The organism is Sorangium sp. So ce1014, from assembly GCF_051521505.1.
GTDB lineage: Bacteria > Myxococcota_A > Polyangia > Polyangiales > Polyangiaceae > Sorangium.
In genome coordinates this window covers 3762086-3785639 of sequence record NZ_CP150356.1, presented here as the reverse complement: position 1 = coordinate 3785639, position 23554 = coordinate 3762086, and the positions used below count along the sequence as shown (strand labels likewise).

18 protein-coding genes are annotated in these 23554 nt (G+C 72.8%); 11 read left to right on the top strand and 7 right to left on the bottom strand.

Annotated features, from left to right (window positions below; genetic code table 11):
* Positions 1-744 (bottom strand): 2TM domain-containing protein, encoded by a 744-nt coding sequence (locus WME75_RS14460; protein ID WP_437490809.1) that lies wholly within the window; start codon positions 742-744, stop codon positions 1-3.
* A gap of 80 nt (positions 745-824) precedes the next feature.
* Between WME75_RS14460 and WME75_RS14455 the strand changes: the two genes are divergently transcribed.
* Entirely contained in the window at positions 825-2021 is a 1197-nt protein-coding gene (locus WME75_RS14455; protein WP_437490806.1) for a serine/threonine-protein kinase, read from the top strand.
* A gap of 89 nt (positions 2022-2110) precedes the next feature.
* Here WME75_RS14455 and WME75_RS14450 read toward each other — a convergent pair whose 3' ends face one another.
* A complete protein-coding gene (locus tag WME75_RS14450) occupies positions 2111-6022 on the bottom strand; it encodes a M36 family metallopeptidase (RefSeq protein ID WP_437490804.1) in 3912 nt (1303 codons plus the stop codon).
* A gap of 316 nt (positions 6023-6338) precedes the next feature.
* On the opposite strand from WME75_RS14450, the gene WME75_RS14445 reads away from it, so the two are divergent.
* The 5 genes from WME75_RS14445 (at position 6339) to WME75_RS14425 (ending at position 11705) form a co-directional block, all read left to right on the top strand.
* Positions 6339-7097 carry a CDP-alcohol phosphatidyltransferase family protein gene (locus WME75_RS14445; RefSeq protein WP_437490802.1) on the top strand — a complete coding sequence of 253 codons (759 nt, stop codon included), beginning with the start codon at positions 6339-6341 and terminating at the stop codon, positions 7095-7097.
* A 340-nt stretch (positions 7098-7437) separates the two neighbouring features.
* On the top strand, positions 7438-8355 hold the full coding sequence (locus WME75_RS14440) for a hypothetical protein (protein ID WP_437490800.1): 918 nt from the start codon (positions 7438-7440) through the stop codon (positions 8353-8355).
* Between the two features lie 100 nt (positions 8356-8455).
* Positions 8456-9151, top strand: coding sequence for an RNA polymerase sigma factor (locus WME75_RS14435; protein ID WP_437490797.1), 696 nt, complete (start codon positions 8456-8458; stop codon positions 9149-9151).
* Positions 9148-10374, top strand: coding sequence for a FecR domain-containing protein (locus WME75_RS14430; protein ID WP_437490794.1), 1227 nt, complete (start codon positions 9148-9150; stop codon positions 10372-10374). Before WME75_RS14435 ends, WME75_RS14430 begins: the two co-directional genes overlap by 4 nt.
* 182 nt (positions 10375-10556) lie before the next feature.
* Entirely contained in the window at positions 10557-11705 is a 1149-nt protein-coding gene (locus tag WME75_RS14425; RefSeq protein ID WP_437490791.1) for a hypothetical protein, read from the top strand.
* Positions 11706-12281: 576 nt separating this feature from the next.
* Here the strand turns inward: WME75_RS14425 and WME75_RS14420 are convergent.
* Positions 12282-12572, bottom strand: coding sequence for a contractile injection system protein, VgrG/Pvc8 family (locus WME75_RS14420; protein WP_437490789.1), 291 nt, complete (start codon positions 12570-12572; stop codon positions 12282-12284).
* A gap of 44 nt (positions 12573-12616) precedes the next feature.
* Here WME75_RS14420 and WME75_RS14415 point away from each other — a divergent pair, with 44 nt between their 5' ends.
* The gene (locus WME75_RS14415; protein WP_437490786.1) at positions 12617-13357 is read left to right on the top strand and encodes a PH domain-containing protein; all 741 of its coding nucleotides are present in this window, start codon (positions 12617-12619) and stop codon (positions 13355-13357) included.
* Between the two features lie 87 nt (positions 13358-13444).
* Positions 13445-13831 (top strand): DUF4280 domain-containing protein, encoded by a 387-nt coding sequence (locus WME75_RS14410; protein WP_437490783.1) that lies wholly within the window; start codon positions 13445-13447, stop codon positions 13829-13831.
* Positions 13832-13958: 127 nt separating this feature from the next.
* Here WME75_RS14410 and WME75_RS14405 read toward each other — a convergent pair whose 3' ends face one another.
* Entirely contained in the window at positions 13959-14276 is a 318-nt protein-coding gene (locus tag WME75_RS14405) for a DUF1330 domain-containing protein (RefSeq protein WP_437490781.1), read from the bottom strand.
* A complete protein-coding gene (locus tag WME75_RS14400) occupies positions 14266-14997 on the bottom strand; it encodes an SDR family NAD(P)-dependent oxidoreductase (protein WP_437490778.1) in 732 nt (243 codons plus the stop codon). The genes WME75_RS14405 and WME75_RS14400 overlap by 11 nt, the downstream gene beginning before the upstream one ends.
* Before the next feature lie 110 nt (positions 14998-15107).
* Here WME75_RS14400 and WME75_RS14395 point away from each other — a divergent pair, with 110 nt between their 5' ends.
* The 3 genes from WME75_RS14395 to WME75_RS14385 all read left to right on the top strand — a co-directional run bounded on the left by WME75_RS14395 (position 15108) and on the right by WME75_RS14385 (position 19392).
* Positions 15108-16040, top strand: a complete 933-nt coding sequence (locus WME75_RS14395) for a LysR family transcriptional regulator (RefSeq protein ID WP_437490775.1) — start codon at positions 15108-15110, stop codon at positions 16038-16040.
* Between the two features lie 189 nt (positions 16041-16229).
* Complete coding sequence (locus WME75_RS14390) at positions 16230-17927, top strand: L,D-transpeptidase (protein WP_437490773.1); 1698 nt, start codon at positions 16230-16232, stop codon at positions 17925-17927.
* A gap of 163 nt (positions 17928-18090) precedes the next feature.
* Positions 18091-19392: a UDP-glucose dehydrogenase family protein gene (locus WME75_RS14385; RefSeq protein WP_437490770.1), complete on the top strand. Its 1302-nt coding sequence runs from the start codon at positions 18091-18093 to the stop codon at positions 19390-19392.
* A gap of 104 nt (positions 19393-19496) precedes the next feature.
* Here WME75_RS14385 and WME75_RS14380 read toward each other — a convergent pair whose 3' ends face one another.
* Entirely contained in the window at positions 19497-21044 is a 1548-nt protein-coding gene (locus WME75_RS14380; RefSeq protein ID WP_437490767.1) for a sigma-54-dependent transcriptional regulator, read from the bottom strand.
* Complete coding sequence (locus tag WME75_RS14375; protein ID WP_437490765.1) at positions 21041-23293, bottom strand: ATP-binding protein; 2253 nt, start codon at positions 23291-23293, stop codon at positions 21041-21043. Before WME75_RS14375 ends, WME75_RS14380 begins: the two co-directional genes overlap by 4 nt.
* Positions 23294-23554: the final 261 nt, after the last annotated feature.

Sequence of the window (23554 nt, the reverse complement as noted above, 5' to 3'; positions counted from 1 at the left end):
TCAGCGCCGGCCGCGACCCTGCCGCGCCGCGCGATCCGCCTCTTCTTCCTCTTCCTCGCCGCGCGCCTCGGACTCGGCGCCGTCCTCGTCGAGCGGCGCGATCCGCTGCCGGCGCGCCGCGTCTTCCGGCGGCGCCGGCGGCGGCGGAGCGCTGCCGCGGATCTCCTGCGCGATCCGCGAGAGCACCGTCGCGACGCCCTCCTCGACGGCGTGCCCGAGCTCTTCCGCGCTCCGCTCGAGGCGCTGCTTGCGCTCGAGGCGCTCGACCCTGCGCTGCTCCTTCAGCCGCCGCTCCTGCTCCCGCCGGGCCCGCGCGGCGCTGCGCTCGAGCTCCCGCCGGAGCCGCCGCGGGGACACGTCGCCGGAGAGCGCGGCGCGCGCATGGAAGGCGAGCCCCAGGCCCCACGCGAGCAGCGGCCAGAAGAACCACCACGGCCCGGGCGTGAGCGCGTTGACCGCGAAGAGGAACGCGTTCACGGCGACGAACGAGAACAGGTGCGAGCGGAAGCCCCTGCGCCGGCGCGCGACGATCTCCGCGCGCGCCTCCTCCTCCCCCCGGACATGCTCGACGTCGCGCGACGCGGCCTCGATCGCGTCCCGCGAGATGCCGATCTCCTCGGCCGCCGCGACCAGCTCGTCATGGCTGACGTCACGCGCCTGCGCGTCTCGCAGCGCGCGCCCCAGGATGGCCCGCACCTCGGCCTCGGTGTACCGCCGCCCGCTCTGCCTGTCCGGTTTCGCCATCGCTCTATGACCTTCCCGCGCGCGCGGAGCATACGCTTGACCGCGTGCGGCCGCGCCGCTTCCATGGGCGCAAGGACCTCATGAGCAGCGACACGGCCCTACGACGCGTGGGGATCACCATCCGCAACAAGTGGACGCTGGAGCGGCTGCTCGGCGCCGGCGGCATGGCCGCGGTCTACGTCGGCGTCCACCGCATCGGGCGCCGCGACGCGCTCAAGATCCTGCACCCCCAGGCCGCGAAGTCGAAGGAGATCTGCGACCGGTTCGAGCGCGAGGCGCAGGCCGCGAACCGCTTCCATCACCCGGGCGCCGTCGAGATCCGCGACATCGACGTCGCCGAGGACGGCGCGCCGTTCCTGGTGATGGAGCTGCTCGAGGGCGAGTCGCTCGCCGAGCGCGAGCGCCGCCTCGGCGGCATCCCGCTGGCCGAGGTGCTCCGCTTCACCGCGCAGGTGCTCGACACGCTCGGCGCGGCGCACGCGCAGGGGATCATCCACCGCGACATCAAGCCGCCCAACCTGTACGTCGTCCGCGACGACGCCGCGGCCACGCCCCTGCCCGGCGGCGGCGTGCGCATCAAGGTCCTCGATTTCGGGCTCGCGCGCATCCGGCAGGACTCCAGCCTCCAGGGGGAGCTCACGCGGATGGGCCTCGTGCTCGGCACGACGCCGTACATGCCGCCGGAGCAGGCCAAGGGCCGCGACATCGACACCCGCGCCGACCTGTTCGCGGTCGGCGCCACCATGTTCCGCCTGATCGCCGGCCGCCACGTGCACGAGGCGAGCACCGACTTCGACCTCCTGCTGAAGATGGGCAGGGAGCCGGCGCCGTCGCTCGCGCAGCGCGCGCCGCACGCGCCGCGCGACGTGTGCCTCGTCGTCGACCGCGCGCTCGCCTTCGACCGCGACCAGCGCTACCCCGACGCGCGCCTCATGCTCGAGGACGTGCTCGCCCTCCTGCGCGGCGAGCCGCCCCCGTACGCGTCGCGGTTCGCGCACGCGCTCGATCCCGACGCGATCACGCTGCACGGGCAGCGATCACCGGCCGCCTCGGACGAGGACAACGGGCCCATCACGATCCCGACGAGCCCCGCGAGCCGCCCGACCGTCGCCGACGCCATCGCCGTCGACTGGAGCGAGGATCCGTCCATGAGCGGCAGCTCGGTCACCGTCGAGTGGGACGGCCCTGCGAGCGCGAGGGAGGACTCGATCGCGGTCGACTGGAGCGACGAGCCGCAGGACGTGGGCGCGCCCGCGTCGCACCGCGCCCGGCGCTGACGGCCCGGGGCCCGTCGGACCGCGGCCCCGCCAGACGCGCCCCGTCGGACCGCGCCCCCTCGGGCCGCGGCCTCAACCGATCCTGCCCTTCAGGCCGCCCCCCGGCGCCGCCGCAGCCCGAGCATCGCCATCGCCAGGAGCGTGCCCAGCGATCCCGCGGTCGTGGTCGCGCCGCCGCCGGCGACATCGCAGCCGCAGCCGTCGCCCTCGGCGACCACCCTGGTGCTGTCGGTCGGCGCGTCGGCCCCACCGCTGCCGCCTGCTCCGCCCTCGCCGCTCGGAGCCCCTCCCTCACCGCCGACGCCGCCCTCGCCGCCGGCGCCGCCCTCGCCGACCGGCGGCTCGCCGCACCCGGGCGCGTCGGGGACGAGCGCGCCGAACGGCTTGTTCTCGATGCCGCGGACCGCGATGTCGTCGATCTCCCAGCCGAAATCGCCCGAATAGGTGTCGGTGCCGATGCGGAAGCGGACCTTCACCGTCTTCCCCGCGAACACGGCGCCGAGATCCAGCGTGACCGGCTCCGGATCCGGCCAGCCCTCGTTCTCGCCGACGAAGCCCTGACGGCCGGCGAGCGGGTTCACGGACGGCTCGTCGACCGTGTTGCCGATCGCGCCGCGGTACCCCGGGGCCGCATAGGCCGCGACGTCCTCCCACGTCGCGCCGTCGTCGTCGCTGATCTCGATGAGCCCGCCGTCCCAGTAGACCGCCGCCTCGGCCTCCGTCTCCGGCGAAATCTCGAACGAATACCGATGGTTGAACGTGATCACGAGCGGCTCGCCCTCGCCGACCGAGAGCGGCGGCGAGACGAGCTGCGTGTCGGAGAGGCTCGGGTTGTCGACGCCGCGCCACGCGTGGTTCGTCAGGTCCGTCTTCTCGCGCGACCAGATGGCGTCCGCCTCCTCGCCCTCCTTCGCCCAGACGGGCGCCTCGCTCTCGACCGAATCGACGGTCGACGCGCCCGGCACGTCGTCGACGTTGAGGCGCGCCCCGGCCACGGCGAGGACCGCCGTCTCGCACGCCCCGTCGGCCGCGACCTCCACGTGGAGCTCCAGCGTCTCGATCCCCTCGGCGGCCTCGTCCACGCTCAGCTCGACCTCGACGGTCCTCGCCCCGAACGGCGGCACCTCCGGCACCGCGAACGTGGTCCCGCCCGGGAACGACACGTGGCCGTTCGTCGAGGAGACGGTCGCCTCGGCCCCGACGAGCGGCACGGGGCCCGCGTTCCGCACCTCGAGGGCCACCCGGCCGCGCTCGCCCGCGTCGAGGAAGCCGTCCTCGTCGCACGCCTCCACGCCGTCGTCCGGCTGCCCCACCGACAGGGCGCTCGACGGCTTCAGCTCGAACCCCTCGACGACGCCGGCGAAGTCGCGCGAGTCGCGCGGCGCGGACACCGCGCACGTCCCCGCCCCGCGCCGCGCGAAGCCGGCGGCGAGCGCGAGCATGTCGGCCTCGCTCCGCGCGTACGCGGCGGCGAGCAGCGCGTCCCGCTGCTCGGTGTAGGTCGCGTCGGCCGGCGCGAGCTTCATCCCCGCCACAACGATGTCCGACATGAGCCGCCGCGCCTCCTCGTACGTGTAGACGCGGCTCCCGTCCTCCTCCCGCGTCAGCAGCCCCACGTAGGCCTCGAACAGCATGAGCGCCCAGACCTCGCCGGCGTTGTGGGCCTCGGAGTTCGGCAGCCTGAGGCCCTCGTGCATCGGGTGCTCCGGGAGCTCGACGCCATCGGAGATGTGCCTGAACGTGAGCCCGTTCTTCGCGAAGTCGACCGTGTAGGGCGCCCGGCGGCCGCCGTAGTAGGCGCTGTCGCCGCTCTCCTCCGCCGCGTAGATCGCGGTCGCGAAGGTCCCGCCGAGGTCGTCGTCCTCGCGGAGCGCCATGTGCAGCGCGATGAAGTCGCCCCAGCCCTCGCTCTGCGCGTCGCACTGCGCGGTGCCGCACCGGGTCAGGCGCCTGTGGATGAAGTGCCCCCACTCGTGCGCGGTGACGGTGTTGTCGATCGTGCCGTCGCGCACGAGCCCGAGCACGCGCTCCATCGCGGCCGAGACCGGCCCTTCGAGGAGCGCGGCCTTGAGGCTTGTCCCCTCCTCGAAGGACGTGGAGAGCACCGGGAGGGTCACCTCGACGTCGGGCGCGCCGTTGGACATGCCCGGCGCGGGGTCGCCGGGCGCGTTGTTGGCGAGGACGAGCGCGACCGCGCCGGCGGCCTCGGCGTTCACGGCCTTCTGCTTGAAGCTGCAGACGCCCCGATCAACGAGCAGGATCTTGCCAGCGACGTTGGAGCGCGGCGCCTCGCACCCGTCCCGGGTTCCATCCACCGTGTCGTCGGGGGTGGCATCGACGCCGTCGTCGACAAGGACGATCTCGGCGGTGACGTTGAAGTTCGCGGCTCCGAACTCGGCCGTGTTGGTGCTCAGGCTGGCGCCGCCCGGATCGAGCGTCAGCGAGCGCCGGAGGTCCTGGCTATTCCACAGGTACATCTGCATCCGGGGCGAGGCGCCGTCGGACAGGGCGGTCATGTTCGCGTTGTTGCGCTCGGCGCCCGGCATGCCGGCGCCGTCCTGCGCCTCGGCGTGCATCGGATCGCCGCCGAGGCCGCCGCGGCCCATGTTGTCCTGCTGGGCGTTGCCGGCGGCCTCGTCGAAGCCCGAGTCGTAGTACCAGTCGTGCAGCCAGTTGTTCACGTAGAACAGCTGGGTCACGGCGGCCATGATCTGCGCCTCGCTCGACACCGGATCGAGCAGGGGGTCGTAGACGTGGTCGAACGTCTTCGCTGCGGTGAGGGTCGCCCGGAGATCGCCGTTCGAGTAGCCGTCGGGGTCCTTGTGGTCCGCGTAGGCGTCCACGTTGTTGCCGAGGCTCTCGACCGCGCCCGGCGGCAGCCAGGGGTCGACCGCGCCGCCTGGGCCCTTGTTGAACCCCTCCATCGAGACGAGCGGCGCCGGGATGAACGCCGGCTGGGACCCGTCCGGCATGCCGCTCGGGTGCGGCAGGAAGTCGGCCTGGGGCCCATCGAGGGGCCGCCCGTCGCCCGTGGTCTCGGCCCAGACGCGGTAGGTGAACGCGTCGCTGTCGACCAGGTTGCGGCGGTAGAGGATGCGCCCGTCGTCGGCCGCGATCACGTAGTCGTAGGCGTCCGAGGACACGGACTTCACCTCTCCCGAGATGAACTCGACGAAGTACGCCGGGACCAGCGTCTCCGGCATCGGGAAATAGACCTTCTTCACGCGGGCCGGCTCGACGAGGTGGAGGCGCGCGGCCCGGAGCGCGCTGCCCGGCGCGAGGTCGAAGGTCTGGTAGTCGCCTGCGGGGCGCTGAACGTCGACGAACTCGACGACGCCGCCCGGCCCCGGGTGGATCCCGTAGAGGTCCTCGAGCGCCCGCGCGAGCGCCTGCCCCGGCGAGAGGCGGAACGCGCGGCGGCCCGAGCTCGCCTTCGCGGCCACGGCGGCCGGGTGCAGGTTGCCCGAGATGGCGACGAGCTCGAGGTTCTGCCGCATGAGCACCTTCAGCTCGGTCTGGAAGAGGTCGACGCCGTCCACGCGCTGCCGCAGGACGACGATGACGGGCCCCTGGCCCTGGTCGTGGACGTGGACCCCCTGCGCCGTCGCCAGCGCGGCCCGGGTGAGGCCGTAGGCCGCGGCGAAGCGGCCGAGGTGGAGCCGGGCGGCCGCCTCCGGGGTGGCGCCTGCGACGACGGCCGCCGCGGCTCCGGCCGCCGCGGCCCCGGCCGGCGCGGCCCCGTTCGCGGCCCACAGGAAGGTCGGGGCGCCGCGCTGCTCGTCGATGGACGTGACGATCCCGCCCGCGCGCGCGGCGCGAGCGCCGGCCGAGGCGCGCGCGGCGCGAGCGCCGGCCGAGGCGCGCGCGTCGGCCGGGGCGCTCGCCGCCTTTGGCGCGCGCAGGTAGGCGTTGAGGTCGGGCCGCTTGCCGGGGTGCGCGTGCGCGAGCGAGCCGGCGAAGAGGGCGAGCGAGAGCGTGAGACAGCGAATGGAACGCTTCATCCGATCTTCTCCGTGCGTGACTGGATAGCGGTCTTGCCGCCGGATCGCGTCGTTCCCCGGGGGAACCGGCCCAATGAATGAAGATCCCTTGATAGACGTTGCCGCCGCACGAGGGAAGCCGCTCGGCGGCTCCGGACGGGTCTTACCCCGGCTCCAGAGGCCACGACGGAGCGAGGCGGCAGCGGCAAGCGGGCTCTGCGCTACCGGGACGTACCCCGGGCGAAACGAGGCCTGTGCCGCGCGCGGGGCGGCTTCCTTGGCGCCCCGGCGGTTTGTCTCCTTCTCGCCGGACCGCCCGCTCTAGGATGCGCCCGACATGCTCGGCGAAGCGAAGCGGATCTACCTGGCCACGCGGAAGAAGCACGATCAGCTCTTCAACACCTACGTCATGCGCCCGCTCGCCGGCGGCGTCGTCGCGCTGCTCGCGCCGACCTCGATCACGCCGAACCAGGTCACGCTGCTCAACCTCGCCGTGTTCATTGTCGCGGCGGCGCTGCTCGTCGCGCTGCCCACGGCGGCGGGGGGCCTCATCGCCATCGGCGTGCTCGAGCTGAGCTACCTCCTCGACTGCGTCGACGGGATGCTCGCGCGCCACAAGAAGATCGCGTCGAAGGAGGGTCACCTCTTCGACTTCTTCACGGACGAGCTCAAGGCGGTGCTCCTCTCCGGCGCCCTCTCGGTGCGCTTCTTCCGCGGCGGCGGCCTCGGCCTCGACGGCGGCCTCTGGCCCGCGGGCGACCCGCGCTTCCTGCTCGCCGGGGTCGTCGGGGTCGCGGTGATCGCCTCGGCGATCTCGCTGACGAACTTCGTCCGCCGCCCGGAGATCAGCGGCAAGGAGACGTCGGTCTCGGCGTACTACGAGACCGCTTCCGAGGAGCGCCCCCGGTCGCCCGCCGCCCGCGCGGCGGCGCTCGTGACGACGTTCCTGCGCTTCTTGAACCACTACCCGAGCCACATCTGGGCGTTCGCGCTCGCGGACCGGCTCGACGTGTTCTTCTGGATCTACGTGCTGATCAACGGCCTCTACCTGGCGAGGGGCTGGCTCGGGCTGCTGCTCAGGTTCGGGCGGCCGTAGAACGCCGTTCACGTCGATCGAGCGAGAAATGAACCGCCAAGGCCCCAAGGCGCCAAGGACGCCAGGATCATGTTCTTTTCTTGGCGTCCTTGGTGCCTTGGCGGTTCGAAATTCTGCTCTCTATCTGGCGGTCTCAACCCGTTTGTCGCTCCATAGCGGGGTGCGGGTTCAAGGTGAACGCGGTGGGCGCAGGACGCCTTGATCTTGGCTCGATCGCGTCTTCCGTCGTACCCCTCTGACCTGCTCCCCGCTCCAGTACCGCGTCGCCCGACGAGAGGGCCCGGCTCCGGCTTGCCTTCGCCCCTCGCCCTCGGTAGCGTCGGCCGCGGGTAAAGTTCTCGTGGCGGCCCCGATCGTCGTCGACATCGCGTCGGGCCCTGCCGTGCACGGCGAGCTCCCGGCGCTCCTCGTCGAGGCGTGCTCCGGCGCCGCCGGGGGCGGCGGGTGCGCGCTCGGCGACCCGAAGCGCACCGGGACCCCGATCCGGGCGCTCGCCGTGGTCTGGCTGGACGGGCCGGACCATCGCCGCTTGCGGGTCGACGTCGCCTCGCTCGGCGCCCCCGAAGGCACGCTGTCGTCGCGCGAGATCGAGTTCCGCGAGGAGGATCCCCTGCCCGACCGCTACCGCACCGCGGGGCTCCTCGTCGCGGCCCTGGCGGCGGAGCGCGCCGCCGCCCCGGCGCCGCCCGACCCACCTCCCGCGCCGGAGGACGCCGAGCCGGCCGCGGGCGCGCCGCCACCACGCCCGCTGGGCTGGTTCGTCGGCGCCGGTGGGCTCGCCGGCAGCGGGCTCGACGGCGGCCCCGCCCGCGCCGGCGCCTGGGTCATGGCCACGGCGCTCGACCGGCGCTCGGGGTTCTTCGGGGTGCTGTCGGCGTCCTACGCCACGGCCCTGGGCGAGCCGGCGCCGGGGGTGTCCGTCCAGTGGCTCGCGCTCGGAGGCGGCGGCGGCATCGCCGCGCCGATCGCGCCGCTCGACGCGCTCGCGCGGGCGCGGATCGAGGGCACCGTCGACTGGGTGATGGCCTCCCCCCGCGACCCGAAGAAGCCGGAGGAGACCGGGCACGGGTGGGCCTTCGGGACCCGCACGGCGATCGATCTCGTGTGGCCCGCCGAGGGCAGCGTCGCTCTGCTCGGCAGCGCCGAGGCGTTCGTGCGGATCCATCAGACCGACCTCCACGTACACCCGAAGCCCAAAGCGACGCTGCCGAAGGGCGGCTTCACGGGGATGCTGGGGGTGCAGCTACGCCTCCGGTAGGCCGGCGGCGCGGCAGGCATCCAGCAGGGCGGCGGCGCGGCGGCATCGAGGAAAATCCGCGGCTCAGCCTGCTTTCGAGCGGACCGGCTACTGCACGAGAATGGGAACCGTCGAGCCACGACCCGCAAGCCGCCGGCTCAGGCTCGTCTCCACCCAGGAAGCCGAGCCCCCCGCGCCCGCGCCTCCGCCCGCCAGCGACGAGGAAATCCTGCTCGCCTTCCAGCGAGGCGAGCGAGGGATCGGGCTGCGCCTCTACGAGCACCTGCTCCCGGTCGTCGATCGGACCCTGTACCGGATCCTGGGTTGCCGCGAGCAGGACCATGTCGACCTCGTGCAGGGCGCGTTCGAGCAGATCGTGAGCACGCTCACGAAGCGCCGGTTCGCGGGAGAGTGCAGCCTGGCGGGCTGGGCGGCCGTCATCGCCTGCCACGTCGGGCTGAGCGCGCTGCGCGCCCGCCGGCGCGAGCGCAAGGTCATCGATCGCACGCCGGGGCCGCCGGAGATCGGCGCCGGGGCCGAGGCGCCCGCGCGCAGCGCCGATCCCGAGCGGGAGGTGAGCGCGCAGCGCGATCTCGAGGCCCTGCGCCGGCACCTCGCGGCGATGGACGGCGACCGCGCGACCGCGCTGCTGCTCCACGCCATGGGCTATTCACTCAAGGAAATCGCGGACTTGACCGGCGTCTCCGTGGCCGCAGCCCAGTCGCGGCTGTCGCGCGGGAGGCGGGAGCTCCAGGCGCGCTGTGAACCCGACGCGGCGGCGCAACGCGACCCCGCCCGATCCGAGGAGCCACGATGAAGCAGGACGACGTTGACGCCACCCCGGAGGATCGCGCCGTGGAGGCCTCGCTGCGGGCGCTTGTCGAGCAGCCGGTGCCCCCGCTGCCCAGGGCCCAGGCGAGGTACCTCCAGCAGCGGATCGCCGGCCGTATCGATCAGCTCGCGGCCGAGGCGGCGGAGCGGCGCGCCCGCGTCGCCCGGCGGAGGCGCTCGGTCCTCGCCGCGACCGCGCTGGCGGCCGCCCTCGCCGCGGCGGTCGCCGGCGTCTGGATCGGGGTCCGGGCGCGCGACGCCTCGCCCGCCGCGGCGCAGGTGACGGCGCTCGAGGGCTCGGTCGAGATCGCGGCCGGCGGCGCGACGCGCTCGCCGCCGTCGCTCGCCCTCGTGCCGCTCGCGAGCGACGAGGAGCTGCGGACCGGCGAGGGCGCGCGGGCGAAGGCGTCGCTCGCGACGGGCACGACCGTCGAGGTCGGGCCCTCGACCCGCGTGAGGTTCGCGCCGGCCGGGGACGGGCGCGCCCGATTCGGCGACATCGTCACCCTCGATCAGGGCCGGATCGCCGTCGAGGTGCCGCCGCTGCCGGCGGGCGTGAGCCTGTCGGTGCGGACCCTGGACGCCGTGGTCACGGTCCACGGGACGCGCTTCTCCGTCGAGCGGCGGCCCGGCGCGGCGGGAGAGCCCGCCGAGACGCGCGTGTCGGTCGAGGAAGGGCGGGTCGCCGTGCATCGCGGCGTGGTCGAGCGTTTCTTGAGCCCGGGCCAGACGTGGTCGTCCCGCGACGAGGAGCGCCGGCCGGACCAGCCCGCCGGGGGGCGGCCGGGCGACGCGCAGGCGCCGCCGCGCGAGGCCGAGCAGGACAGCGCCGCCCGCGAGGGCGGCGGGGGCAGCCGAGGCGGCGAGGGCGGCGGCGTCGAGGGGGAGCCCCGCGCGCCGCGCGATCCGCGCGAGGCCCCGGCGCGCACCTCGCTCACGGCCGAAAACGAGCTGCTCCAGAGCGCGATGGCGGCGCGGCGGCGGGGCCAGCCGAGGCGGGCGATCGAGCGGCTCGACCTCCTCCTCGGCCGCTACCCGGACTCGCCGCTCGCCGAGATCGCCCGCGTGGAGCGCCTGCGCGCGATCGAGGGGCTCGGCGACAAGGACCGGACCGCCGCGGAGGCGCGCCGGTACCTCAGGGACTACCCGCAGGGCTTCGGGCGCGAGGAAGCCACGTCCGCCTCCCGCGCCGGCGGCGCTCGCCCGTGAGCGCCCGCGCGTGACAGCCGCCTCTTCGATGTCTCGCGGACAGCCGCTCTTCGATTTCTGACGAACCCTGCCTGCTCCCGGCGCCTCCGGCGACTTCCACTTCATCGAGGAGATCATCGCGCCGGCGATCGGGTTCGCCGGCCGCGCTCCAGGTCGTGCTTGCTTCGAGCAGGAGGATGCCGATGCGTTCGTTCGTGTTGACAGGGTGGTTCTGTGGTGGGCTGTTGTCTCTCGCGGTCGTCGGCTCGGCCTGCACCGGGCTGACCACGGGGCTCGCCGGCAGCGGCGTGGTCTCCGGGGAAGACGGAGAAGACTGCGTCCCGTCGGACGAGGGGGGGAGCGCGCCCGCGCCGAGCTTCCCGGGGTCTGGCACGTGGGGCGCCGGCGATCCCATCACGGCGGACCTCGATCCGATGTCGTGCGGGGCGAGCCGCCGGGGCATCCCGGTGGACGGGACCGCCCAGGTCGACTGCTATTATACGAACAGCGACCCGACGACCCCGATGGCGTTCGTCGAGCGGGTCGTCGAGATCGCCGAGGGCGACGAGCTCGTGCACGTGCGGCTGACGCTCAACCCCGCGTTCGTCGACAACACGTACGGCGCGACGGCCGTCGGCTGGGGCGGCGACGCGCTGCCCGGCGGCCCGCAGCCCGGCGGCCCGAAGCCCGGCGACGGGCCGAAGCCGAAAGGCCATGGGGGGCACACGTTCAAGGATCTCGTGGGCAGCGACAAGGCCCAGTTCCAGATGACGGACGGGACAGGAGAGCTCGTGCTCGACTTCTTCGTCGACTACCTCTCGGCCGTCGAGTCCGTGCCCTCGGGCTACGGGTCGCTCGGCGTGCTCGGCGGAGAGGGCAAGATGCTCCTCGGAGACCCGGGCGCCATCGTCGCGGCGACCACCTCGCTCGACCGCGATCTCAACGCGTGCGGGTACGGCGCGTACGTCGTCGACTCCCCGGAGACGGACGAGGAGTACACCCCCAACCCGGAGACACCGGGCTGGGATTACCGCGTCGTCTATGACGTGTGGGTGAGCGCCTCCGCGTTCGGCGCAGCGGGCTTTGGCGACGCGACCATCAGCTACGTGCACGCGTCTCCGAGCAAGTACCCGTCGGACACGATCACCGTGACGCCGGGGCCGTGCCTTCCCACGACGTGCGAGGACGAGGACCCGCCGGCCGGCGACGGGGGCGGAGATCCAGGGGAGGATGCGGGCGGGGGCGAGGCCTGCAAGGAGTCAGGTGGAGAGTGCACGGAGAACGCGGACTGCTGCTCGGACAGCGACGTGTGCTCGAGCGGCGTGTGCCAGTCGTTCGAAATCCCCCGGTGAGGTGAGCTCCGGAGGTTCTCCGGAGCCCGCTCCGGCAGGTCGCGACCTGCCCCCGCCCCCTCGCGAGGGGGTCTGGTCGATCCAAAACCGAGCCGGAGGCCCTCCGGAGCCCGCTCCGGCAGGTCGCGACCTGCCCCCGCCCCCTCAGGAGGGGGTCTGGTCGATCCGAAACCGAGCCGGAGGCCCTCCGGAGCCCGCTCCGGCACGTCGCGACCTGTCCCCGCCCCCTCGCGAGGGGGGCGCGGCCGATCGAGACCCTGCCCGACGTCCTCCGGAGCCCGCTCCGGCAGGTCGCGACCTGCCCCCGCCCCCTCAGGAGGGGTGCGCGGTCGGTTCGAGCCCCTGCCGGAGGCCTTCCGGAGCCCGCCCGCGGGGGAGCCTCGGGTGCCCGGGGGGTCATCCCCCGAGCTTGATCAGGCCGTAGCCAGGGCACCACCGGGGAACTTCAAGACAGTCGCTCGGCGTGACGGTGTACGGGCACGAGGGCGTGAAGCTCTCATGGCCGTGCTGGGCGAGGAGCTCGGCGTTCTGCTCCTCGTGTCGGGCACGCCCGCCGAGGTCGACGCCGTCCAGCGGTCAGTCACGACCCTTCTTGTCGTTCGCGGGGATCTCGCGCACGCCGCCGATGCTCGGCGGCACGTCGGCCGGGCGCGGCGGGTGCTCGAACCAGAACGCGAGGCCCTCCTCGGCGAAGATGCGGGAGAGGAAGTCGTAGTCGGTCTCGCTGTACTGGACGGCGTAGGAGCGAGGCGCGTGCGGCGCCGAGAGCCGCGTCTGGAACGGCACACCGTGCTCCGCCAGCACCTGGGCGGCGATGGCGTCGACGGTCATGTCCTGGAAGACTCGGGTGCTCGTCCTCTTGGTCAATCGGTTCGCCGCACACCCCGGCGCGTCGCTTCGTCCTCGCGCTCGTGGGCCTCTTGTCGCTCGCGGTCGCAGCGCCCTCGGCGCTGTTCTCCGCCGCCTTGGCCGTGGAGGCGCTGCGCGGTCGCGACCACTGGCTCGGCGTGCTCGCGCTGATGGGGCCCCTGTGGGTGCTCAGCAGCGTCGGCGCGTGGCTCTGCCTGCGGCCGCTCGTCGGCACCACCCTCCGGATCGGCACGGACGGCCTCTCGATCCGCCGGCTGCTCCGGCGGCGCTTCGTCCCGCGCGCGGAGATCGCGGGCGTGGGCGTGCGTGGGGCCGCGCTGGTCGTCGAGCGCCCGAGCGGCAAACCGGTCGTGGTGACGACGTCGGGCGCCGAGGAGGCCGCTGCGCTGGCGAGGCGCGTCGCGGAGGCGCTCGCCGGGCAGGCGGCGGCGGCGCCCGTCGAGGCGCTCGCGGCGCTCGATCGGGCGGGCCGGCCGCTCGCGGAGTGGAGGCATGCGGTCATCGCGCTGCTGCGGGAGAGCGCAGGCTACCGGCGCGCCGGGATCATCGCCGACGACCTTTTCAGCGTCGTGGAGGACGGCGCGGTCAGGCCGGAGCGCCGCGTGGCCGCCGCGGCGGCGCTCGCGTCCTGCGGCGAGCCCTCGGCGAAGGCCCGCGTGCGCGCGGCCGCCGAAGCGTGCGTGAGCAATAAGCTGCGCATCGCGATCCTGCGGGCCGCCGACGGGGAGATCGACGAGGGCGCGCTCGCGGCGGCCGAAGAAGAGGCGATGCGGCGGGCGTGAGGAGCGCCGGGCGAGCCGCTTGCGGCCGAGGCCCCCGCCCTCCTACCATCGGCGCCTCGGTTCGCATCGGCTGGCACGGAGGACCTCATGCCGAAGCTGGTCATCCATGGCGCGAAGCTCAAGTGCAGCGAGGGGCTCTCCCCCTCTAGCCTCACCGTGCTCCCAATCATCGGCGCTGACGTCGACGAGCAGCCCACGGCCACCATCATGGATCACGCGCCGATCGTCAACATCGCTCCTTTCGGCATGTGCAAGACGCAGGCGAATCCCCAGGTCGCCGCCGCCACAGCCGCTGCGCAGGGTGCACTCACGCCTATGCCTTGCGTTCCGGTGATCACCGCCCCCTGGTCGCCGGGCTCCTCCGTCGTCACCATCTCGGAGAAAAAGGCGCTCACTGACGACTCGAAATGCAAGTGCGCCTGGTCGGGGAGCATCGAGATCACCGATCCGGGCACGGGCGTGGAGATCGATTAGCATCCAACGTTCTCGCGGTTGGGTTTGCATTCAAATTGTCCGCCATGCCCCTGACGACATCGTCGAGGGTCGCTTCGTGCACCCTGGTGATGGAGGCATCGAAGACTTGCATGAGGAACAAGACGGCTCACGCCGCCGCGGCTTCGAGCTCGCCGAGGACGAGCGCCGTCGCGACCGCTGGCTCGAAGAGCTCGGCGCGCGCTGCGCGGTACTGCGCATCCGCGAAGAACCGCTCCCGCGTCGCGCGGTCGGGGAACAGGAGCGTGAAGACGCGGTTGATGCGCGCGTCCCCCTCCAGCACGCGCGCCACGATGAAATCGTGGCCGAAGGCGCCGCCGTAGGACGAGAGGATCGGCGTCATGCGGGCGCGGTAGCTGGCGTAGGTCGCCTCGTCCGTCACCTGGAGCCCCATCAGGAGCACGTGCTTCCCGCCCTCAGCGCCCATGGGAGTAGCCTCCATCCACGTCGAGCGTCGTGCCGGTCACGAAGCCGGCTCTGGCCAGGAACAGCGCTGCGTCCGTCGTGTCCCTCACCTCGCCGATCCGCCCCAGCGGGTGGAACGAGGCCATCGAATCCGCGTCTTCGCCGATGAGCGGCGTACGAATGATGCCGGGTGCCAGCGTGTTCACGCGGATGTCGTGGCGGGCGAGCTCGGCCGCGAGCGAGACGGTGAGCGCGTGGACGCCGCCCTTGCTGGCCATGGCGGCCGAGACGGGCATCCCCATCATGGCCTGCTGGACGAGCACCGTGCCGACATTGATGATCGAGCCTCCGCCGCCTTCGATCATCAGCGGCACCGCGGCCTGCGTCATCAGGAACGTCCCCTTCAGGTTGGTGGCGAAGAACCGGTCCAGGTCCTCCTCCGTGCTCTCGAGGAACGGCTTCACGCCGAAGATCCCGGCGTTGTTGATCAGCACATCGACGCCGCCGAAGTGCTCCCGCGCGGCGGCGACGACCGCCCGCGCCGTCGCCCGCTCGCCCACGTGGCCCGGCACGGCGACGACGCGCGCCCCGCCGTCGAGGCTCCGCCGCGCCCGGTCGAGCTTCTCCGGGTCACGCCCGTTCACGACGAGGCTCGAGCCCTCGGCCAGAAAGCGCCTCGCGAGATCGAGGCCGATACCGCTGCTGGCGCCGGTGATGATGACACGATCGATTCGGTTGGACATGGAGTGTCGTTCCTCTCTGGTCGACAACCTAGGACCGCTCCTCCGACCAAGAAAATGGTATGTTTCTATGGACTTCATAACCCCAGGTTCTGGACTCCGCGCGCGCCGCCATGACCTACGACCAGCTCGTCGCCTTCCTCGCCGTCGCGGGCGAGGGCTCGTTCAGCGCCGCCTCCGCGCGGCTGCACAAGTCCCAGCCGGCGGTGAGCAAGCTGGTGCGCAACCTGGAAAGCGAGCTGGGGGTCGAGCTGTTCGATCGCCGGGAGTACCGCGCCACGCTCACCGATAAGGGCCGCCTGTTCCACGAGCGCGCGGCGGCGGTCATCGAGAGCACCGAGGCGCTGCGGAGCTTCGGGATGTTCCTCTCGGGCAAGGTGGAGCCGATCGTGCGGCTCGCCGTCGAGGCGGTGACGCCGCTCGGGCCGATCATGGACATCTTCCGCGGGGTGCAGGCGCGCTATCCGCTGGTGCGCATCGAGCTCGGCACCGAGCGGCTGGCGGGCGCCGCCGACGCGCTGCGCGAGCGCCGCGCCGATCTCGCCGTCGCCACGAGGCTCGGGATCGACGCCTCCGAGGTCTCCGAGGTGGAGCTCGCGCGCTTCTGCGACGTGCGGGTGTTCCCCGTGGCGCGCTTCGATCACCCGGTGGCCACCTGCGGCACGCCGATCCCGCCGGCGCTGCTGCGGGCGCACGCGCAGATCGTCCTGCGCGACAGCGCGGGAGGGAGCGCCTCGCCGTCCCTGAACGTGCTGCAGGGCGGCCTGCGCTGGACCGTCACCGACGTTGCGGCGAAGAAGGAGGTCATCCTCGCGGGCATGGGCTGGGGCGGGCTGCCCGAGCACATGGCCGCCGACGCGCTCGCGACGGGCGAGCTGGTGACGTTGCAGGTGCCCGAGTTCGAGGTCGACCTCATGGAGCTGTTCGTGATGCGCCGCCGTGACCGCCCGCGCGGCGTGGTCGCGCAGGCGCTCTGGGAAGCGCTGCGGCGGCGCGGAGCCCAGCGTCGCTGTGCGGCGATCGCGGTCAAAGGCGGCCGCCGATAGGGCGCTGTCACGGTGCTCCAGATCTCCTGATCGAAGATTGGATGTCTCTGCAAGAGCTCTCGCCGCAGTCCGTGGTGAGCGCCACCCTCCCACGAGGACCGGGCGATGTGCGGGAGCGGACCGCCCCCGGCGCACACCCCGCCGAAAACTGGCCCCCCTCCCCCGCCTGTGCACTACGGTCTGCCCGCCATGGACACGCCGCCCCGACCGCGCGCCGCAGCTTCACCCGCGGCGCGCCGCCCTGCGTTCGCGTTCCTCGCCCTCGCCGCGCTGCTCTCGGGCTGCGGCCAGTCCCAGTCCAGGAGCACCCCCGACTCCCCGGTCGAGGCCCACGGCGGCGCTGGCGGCAAGGAGGCCGCCGCGCAGGGCCCCGCCGCCACCGCGTCTCCCTCCCCCCCGGGCTCCCCCGAGCCGGCCGAGGACGAGCCGCCGCCCGGCCAGCCCGCAGCTCCGCCCATCGTCTCGCTGAGCGGCGTCTCCACCCCGCCCCTGCCGGCCCGCGAGGGCAGCCCGCGGCTCGCCAGCATCGCGATGCTCACCCGCGTCTACGCCCGGCCCAGCACCGACGCCAAGCGCGTCGGCTTCCTGCGCGCCGGCACGATCGTGGAGATGGATCCCGAGCCCGCCGGCACCGCCGGCTGCCCCGGCGGCTTCCGCAGGATCAAGCCGTTCGGCTACGTGTGCCTCGGCCCCGACGCGACGCTCGACCTCGATCACGAGATCGTCCGCGCCGCGGCGCGCCGCCCCGACGTCACCCACAAGCTCCCGTACATGTACGGCACCGTCACGCGCGGCGGGCCCGCCTACGCGCGCATCCCTTCCCAGGACGACGTCGCGCGCTTCGAGCCGAGCCTCAAGAAGCACCTCGACCGCTGGGCCAAGGACGAGGAGAGCGGCGCCACCTACGGCCTCGACGTGTGGCTCAAATGGAGCGCCGAGCCCGCCCCGCCCGCGCTCGACGCGCTCGCGCAGCGCATCACCGATCGCGAGATCCCCTGGTTCCTGCGCGACGGCCGGCGCGCCCCCAACCTCTCCGGCCTCATCCAATCCGACGACGCCGTGAAGATCGACGAGGTCTCGCGGCGCAACGGCATGGCCTTCATCGAGTCGTTCCTCCACGAGGGCCGGCGCTACAACGTCACCACCGATCTCCGCGTCGTCCCCGCCGACAGGTTCCGCCCCATCCGCGGGTCCGATTTCCACGGCGTCGAGATCGGCAAGGACATCGACTTTCCGTTCGCGCTCGTGCGCCGCCAGGGCGGCAAGCGATGGCGCGTGGAGGGCAAGAAGCTCGTCGACGGCGGAGAGCTCGAGTGGCGCTCCGCCGTGCCCCTCACCGGCAAGCAGCAGTTCTTCGGCGGCAAGCTGCACTACGAGACAAAGGACGGCGACTGGGTGGACGATCGCCACGCCGGCCGCATCGACCCCGCCAAGAAGATGCCCGCCTGGGGCAAGAACGGCGAGAAGTGGCTCGACGTCAGCCTCACGAAGCAGGTGCTCGTCGCCTACGAGGGCACGAAGCCCGTCTACGCCACCCTGATCTCGAGCGGCGAGGCAGGGCTCGAGGACCACGAGTCCAGCACCGCGACAAAGCGCGGTATCTTCCGTATCCACACGAAGTACATCTCCATCACCATGGACTCGGACGCCGTCGGCGAGGAGTTCGAGCTGCGCGACGTCCCCTACGTGCAGTACTTCGAGGAGGGGTATGCGCTCCACGGCGCCTACTGGCATGACAAGTTCGGCCGCCCCAAGAGCCACGGTTGCATCAACCTCTCTCCGGAGGACGCCCGCCGCATCTTCTTCTGGACCGAGCCGGCCGTCCCGCCGGGATGGCACGGCGCGGCGCGCTCGCTGACCGGAACGGTGGTGTTCGTGCACCCCTGAGCCACGGCGCGCCCGGCGGCCGCGCACCCCGCGCCCGGCGGCCGCGCTCGCTGGCAGCCCCGCGCGAGCGCGTACGCTTGAGGAGCAGGACAGATCGATCGCGGATCACACTTCGCGCGACTGCCGGCTCGAACAGCAGCAGAGTCGTGGTAGCGTCCGGCCCATGCAGCTTGCCGTCGTGGGAACAGGGTATGTCGGCCTCGTGGCCGGCGCGGGGTTCGCGGATTTCGGGAACGACGTGGCGTGCGTCGACGTGTCCGCTGCAAAGATCGAGATGCTCAAGCGCGGAGAGGTGCCGATCTACGAGCCCGGCCTCGACGTGCTCATCGCGAAGAACGCGCGCGACGGCAGGCTGAAGTTCTCCACCGACGTCGCCAGCGCCATCCGCGACGCGGAGATCGTCTTCATCGCCGTCGGGACGCCGCAGGCCGACGACGGCTCCGCCGACCTGTCCGCCGTCGATGCCGTCGGCGAGACGATCGGCAAGAACATGAACAACTTCAAGGTGATCGCCACGAAGAGCACGGTCCCTGTCGGGACGGCGGACCGGCTCCGGCAGATCATCGGCGCGCACACCGCCCAGCCGTTCGCCGTCGCGTCGAACCCGGAGTTCCTGAAGGAGGGCGACGCGGTGAACGACTTCATGAAGCCCGACCGCGTGATCATCGGCTCGGACGACCCGAAGGCGCGCGAGATCCTGCGCCACCTCTACAATCCGTTCGTCCGGGCGAGCGATCGCATCCAGCTCATGGACGCCCGCTCGGCCGAGCTCACCAAGTACGCGGCCAACGCCCTGCTGGCGTCGCGCATCTCGTTCATGAACGACCTGGCCGTGCTCGCCGAGAAGGTCGGCGCGGACATCGAGCTCGTGCGCAAGGGCGTCGGGGCCGACCCGCGCATCGGCACGAAGTTCCTCTTCGCCGGCCCGGGGTTCGGCGGGTCGTGCTTCCCGAAGGACCTCTCGGCCATCCTCTTCACCGCGAGCTCGGTGGGGCACGACCTGGAGATCGTCCGGGCGACCGAGCGGGTCAACGCCCGGCAGAAGCGGCTCCTCGCGAGCAAGGTGAGCGCCCACTTCGACGGGGCGCTGAAGGGCAAGACGATCGCGGTCTGGGGGCTCGCGTTCAAGCCGCAGACCGACGACATCCGCGAGGCGCCCGCGCTCACCCTGATCGACGCGCTGCTCGAGGCGGGCGCGACCGTCCAGGCGCACGACCCGCAGGCGATGCCGAACGTGCGCGCCATCTACGGGAACCGCATCCTCCTGAGCGACAACATGTACGGCGCGGCCGAGGGCGCGGACGCGCTTGTCGTCGTCACCGAGTGGCACGAGTACCGGCGACCCGACTTCCACCGGCTGAAGCGCATCCTGAGCTCCCCGGCGCTCTTCGACGGGCGCAACGTCTGGGAGCCCGACGAGCTCCGCGGGATGGGCTTCGTCTACACGGGCATCGGCAGGAAGTAGCGCGCCGCGCGCCGCATGGCGTCGAGCAGGGGCGCGGCGCGGCTGTCGCGCCTGTCAGCGCCGGCCGCGGCGCAGCTGTCGCGCCCGCCAGCGCCGGCCGCGGCTCAGCTGTCGTCCGCGTCCGGCGACAGCGAGATCCGCCGGCTGCTCGGCGGCTCCTCGCCGAGGTACCGCTGCGCGTTCGCGGGCGTGAGCCGCCGGCTGCTCGGCGGCTCCTCGGAGAGGTGGCGCGCCGCGGTCGGCAGCGACATCCGCCGGCTGCTCGGCGGCTCCTCCCCGGTGTGCCGATCCCAGCGCCGCTCGAGCATCTTCCGGTCGACGCCGATGAGCCGCGCCGCGGCCGCCTTGTTGCCGCCGCAGCTCTCGATCGCGTGGTGCAGCACCGCGCGCTCGATCACGCGGAGCTTCGAGCCGAGCCGCTCGGGCAGCGCGAGCAGCGCGCGGGCCAGCCGGTCGATCTCCGCGGTGGCGTCCACGATCGGCCGCTCGCGCGCGAGCTCCTCGAGCGTCGGGACGTCGATGAGATCGTCGTCGGCGAGCAGCCCCAGCCGCTCGACGACGTTCCGGAGCTCGCGCACGTTGCCGGGCCAGGGCCGCCGGACAAGCCACGCGATCGCGTCGTCCGTGTAGCGGAGCCTGCGCGGGACCTCCGCGCTGAAGGCGAGCAGGAGCTCGATGAGATCGGCGTCGCGCTCGGCGAGCGACGGGACGTGCACCGTGACGACGTTGAGCCGGTAGAAGAGGTCCTCCCGGAAGCGCCCCTCGCTGATGCGCTTCTCCAGGTCGACGTGGGTCGCGGCGAGGATGCGGGCGCGCAGCGGGATCTCCGCCTCGGCGCCGAGCGGGCGGAAGCGGCGATCCTCGAGCACGCGGAGGAGCTTCGCCTGGAGCTCGCCGGGCATCTCGGCGATCTCGTCGAGCAGGATGGTGCCCGCGCCCGCGAGCTCGAGCTGGCCGCGCATGCGCTTCTCGGCGCCCGTGAAGGCGCCGCGCTCGTGCCCGAAGATGAGCGACTCGATGAGCGTCCCCGGCAGCGCCGAGCAGTTGACGGCCACGAACGGCTCGCCGCGGCGCGAGCTCATCTCGTGCAGCGCGCGGGCGACCATCTCCTTGCCGCAGCCGGTCTCGCCGCGGATGAGCACGGTCCTGCTCGACTCGGCGACCCGCTCGACGATCCGGCGCACGCGCTCCATCGCCGCCGACGAGCCGAGGAGCGCCTTCGTGCCGAACGTGCGGTCGACCCGCTCGCGCAGCCGCACCACCTCGCCCTTGAGGAGCAGCCGCTCGCGCTGCCCCTCGATGATCGGCAGGAGCATCTCGGGGCAGAGCTCGTCCTTCAGCACGTAGTCCTGCGCGCCGAGCCGCATGGCCTCCCGGATCTCGGAGAGCTCGCTGACCGAGGTGACCATCAACGCCGGCGTGCTCCGCCCCGAGGCCCGCACCCGCCGCAGGATCTCCAGGCCGCCGCGGTCGCGCGGATCGTCCGAGAGGCGCACGTCGAGCAGCAGGAGGTCGGGCGCGCTCCGCTCCACGGCGGCCATGGCGTCGTCGAGGCCGACCGCCTCCAGCACCTCGACCTCATCGAGGGCGCTCAGGATCTGCCGCAGCGTGCGGCGTCCGCTCCGCTGATCATCGACGATCAGGATCTTCACGCGACCTCGTGCTCTGCGGTCATGGTGACATCGGTGGCCGGGATCGTGATCGCGAACCGCGTCCTGCCGTCGCGCCGCTCCGGGTCGATGGACCACCCGTGGGCCCGGACGATCCGGTGCGTGATGGCGAGCCCGAGCCCCGTCCCGCCCGGCTTCGTCGTGTACCAGGGCGCGAAGATCCGCGAAGCGTCCCCCGCGATGCCCGGCCCCGTGTCCCACACGACGAGCTCGGCGCCGTTCTCCGAGGGCTCCCAGATGACCCCGACCGTCCCCTTGTCGCCGGCCGCGTCGAGGCCGTTCGAGAGGAGGTTGACGAGCACCTGCGTGGCCTGATCGGGGTCGCAGTGGAGCCTCGGCGTCGCGCTCACCCGCGCATCGATCCGCCGCTTGCCGAGCTGATCGCGCAGGAGCATCTCCGCCCGGCTCACGAGCTCCTCGACCGCGAGGCGCCGGCGCTCGAGCTTCCTGTGCGTCACGCGGCGCAGGCCCATCACGAGCCGCTCCAGGCGCTCGACCTCCTCGCAGCCGATCTCGACCTCCTCGGCGTCCAGGCTCTGGTTGCTCGAGCCGCGCTTGAACACCGAGCGGAAGAAGTTGATCGGGTAGCGCACCTCGTGGGTGATCTCGGCCGCGAGGGTCTCGATGAGCGCCGCGCGCTCGTCGCGCCAGGCGGCGGCCTGCTCGCGCCGCCGCCGCTCCAGCTCGGCGTAGCTGTGGGCGTGCGCGAGGGCGAGGGCGGCCTGGTTGCCGATCGTGCGGAGCAGGTCGAGGTCCTCGCTCGTGAACAGAGCGCCGCCGCGCTTCTTGCCCACCTCGAGGACGCCGAGCAGCCGACCGCGGAACATGACCGTGAGCGAGAGCTCGCTCGCGCTCTCCTCGGGCGGCTCGATCCCGATGAGCCGCTCGCCGCTCGGCTCGGCGGCCCTCGGGTCCTGCTCGCCGGGCGCGCCGGCCGCGTCGACGACCTCGATCGCGATGCGGCGGAAGGTGACGCGCTCGCAGGACAGCCAGCGCGCTACCGTGCGCTCGACCGCGTCCGAGACCTCGTCGGGATCGGCGACGAGCGTCAGCTCCTCGCTGAGCTGCTCGACGGTGGGTTTGTACTCGGCGCGCGCCGGGAAGAGCGTCCGGTCGCCGGCGCCGAGCGCGAACACGACGAGCGCGGCGCTGACGATCGCGGCCGGCACGGCGACCTTGATCGCGCCGAGCAGCGGCAGGCCGGCGTACCCCGCGCAGGCGGAGCAGAGCATCACCGTGAGCGCGACCATCATGGCGGCGATGATGATCCGCGTGAGCGGGCGCGACAGGAGCGCGCGGCTCCCCCAGAGGTCGTAGCGGATGAACGCGACGACGCTCGCGACGGGCGTGAGGGCGAGCGCCGGGACCACGAACCACGCGAGCGCCGACGCCGGGACGCCGAGCATGGCCAGGAGGAACCCGAGCGCGATCACGACGTGCGGCGGCGCCATGGCCAGGAGCAGCGCGCGCAGCGTGCGGCGGCGATCCCCCTTCGCCGCGGCGAAGCGGACGATCAGGGTGATCGCGAAGAAGAGGAACGACGCGACGACGAGGGTCGCGCAGATGCTCCGGATCCCGACGGTGGTCCAGCCCATGGCGTGCGAGGCGAGCAGGGCGGCGGCGAGCAGGCCGCCGATCCCATGCGCGATCCGGGCGAAGACGGGGTAGCGCGCGATGAGCGCGACGTCGTCCGGCAGCCGCAGCGCCAGGGTGAACAGGCTCATCGGGACGAGCGCGTAGGCGACGTGGAAGAACGGGACGAGATCGCGCGAGCTGTGGTAGTCGAACAGCGCGAGCTGGAAGAGCGCGGTGAACAGCGCGGCGGTCGCGAACGCGCGCGCGAGCTTGCCGCGCGGGCTCGCGGTGAGGGCGATGAGCGCGGCGCCCACGTAGAGCGAGGCGACGACCATCAGCCCGCTGGCGTAGAACCACCACGCGAGCGGATCGAAGGGGACGAGGGAGAGCTCGACGTCGCGCACCCCCGTGCCCGTCTCGACGCGGACGCGCACCGAGCGCTCCCCCTCGCGCGCCGCCTGCTCGATGGCGGCGTCCCAGGTGCTGGCGCGGTAGCGCCCCGCCGTGCTCTCGAGGGGCCAGCCGTTGACCTCGACGACGCGATCGGGGAACCGGAGGCCCTTCTGGAAGCCTTCCCAGGAAGGCAGGCCCAGGCTCGAGATCACGCCGTCCGGGTCGACGAGGACGCCAGGAAACGGGCGTTCGTACCAGCTCAAGGCGCTGCTGATCCCGGAGCCGCCCAGAACGAGCGCCGCGATGACGACCGCTGCAAGGAGCCAACGCCGATTCTCGATAGCTGGCATCGGGAGACTCGACGGCGCGTAAATTGCGCCACGAGCCACCCACGATACGCTGGAACCCTGGGTGAACCAACGGGGCTCACGCGCTGGACGGCACGCGCCGCCGCGATGGCCCGCGCAACGGCGACCGCGGCGGCGCTGTTACGCGATGTTCATTACGTTTTCACGCGGAGATGA

Bases quoted from the DNA above. Each gene is read 5' to 3' on its own strand.
- WME75_RS14400 (WP_437490778.1), bottom strand. From the start codon at position 14,997: ATGTCCAACCGAATCGATCGTGTCATCATCACCGGCGCCAGCAGCGGT.
- WME75_RS14455 (WP_437490806.1), top strand. From the start codon at position 825: ATGAGCAGCGACACGGCCCTACGACGCGTGGGGATCACCATCCGCAAC.
- WME75_RS14430 (WP_437490794.1), top strand. From the start codon at position 9,148: ATGAAGCAGGACGACGTTGACGCCACCCCGGAGGATCGCGCCGTGGAG.
- WME75_RS14460 (WP_437490809.1), bottom strand. From the start codon at position 744: ATGGCGAAACCGGACAGGCAGAGCGGGCGGCGGTACACCGAGGCCGAG.
- WME75_RS14435 (WP_437490797.1), top strand. From the start codon at position 8,456: ATGGGAACCGTCGAGCCACGACCCGCAAGCCGCCGGCTCAGGCTCGTC.
- WME75_RS14450 (WP_437490804.1), bottom strand. From the start codon at position 6,022: ATGAAGCGTTCCATTCGCTGTCTCACGCTCTCGCTCGCCCTCTTCGCC.
- WME75_RS14405 (WP_437490781.1), bottom strand. From the start codon at position 14,276: ATGGGCGCTGAGGGCGGGAAGCACGTGCTCCTGATGGGGCTCCAGGTG.
- WME75_RS14425 (WP_437490791.1), top strand. From the start codon at position 10,557: ATGCGTTCGTTCGTGTTGACAGGGTGGTTCTGTGGTGGGCTGTTGTCT.
- WME75_RS14445 (WP_437490802.1), top strand. From the start codon at position 6,339: ATGCTCGGCGAAGCGAAGCGGATCTACCTGGCCACGCGGAAGAAGCAC.
- WME75_RS14395 (WP_437490775.1), top strand. From the start codon at position 15,108: ATGACCTACGACCAGCTCGTCGCCTTCCTCGCCGTCGCGGGCGAGGGC.
- WME75_RS14410 (WP_437490783.1), top strand. From the start codon at position 13,445: ATGCCGAAGCTGGTCATCCATGGCGCGAAGCTCAAGTGCAGCGAGGGG.
- WME75_RS14390 (WP_437490773.1), top strand. From the start codon at position 16,230: ATGGACACGCCGCCCCGACCGCGCGCCGCAGCTTCACCCGCGGCGCGC.
- WME75_RS14385 (WP_437490770.1), top strand. From the start codon at position 18,091: ATGCAGCTTGCCGTCGTGGGAACAGGGTATGTCGGCCTCGTGGCCGGC.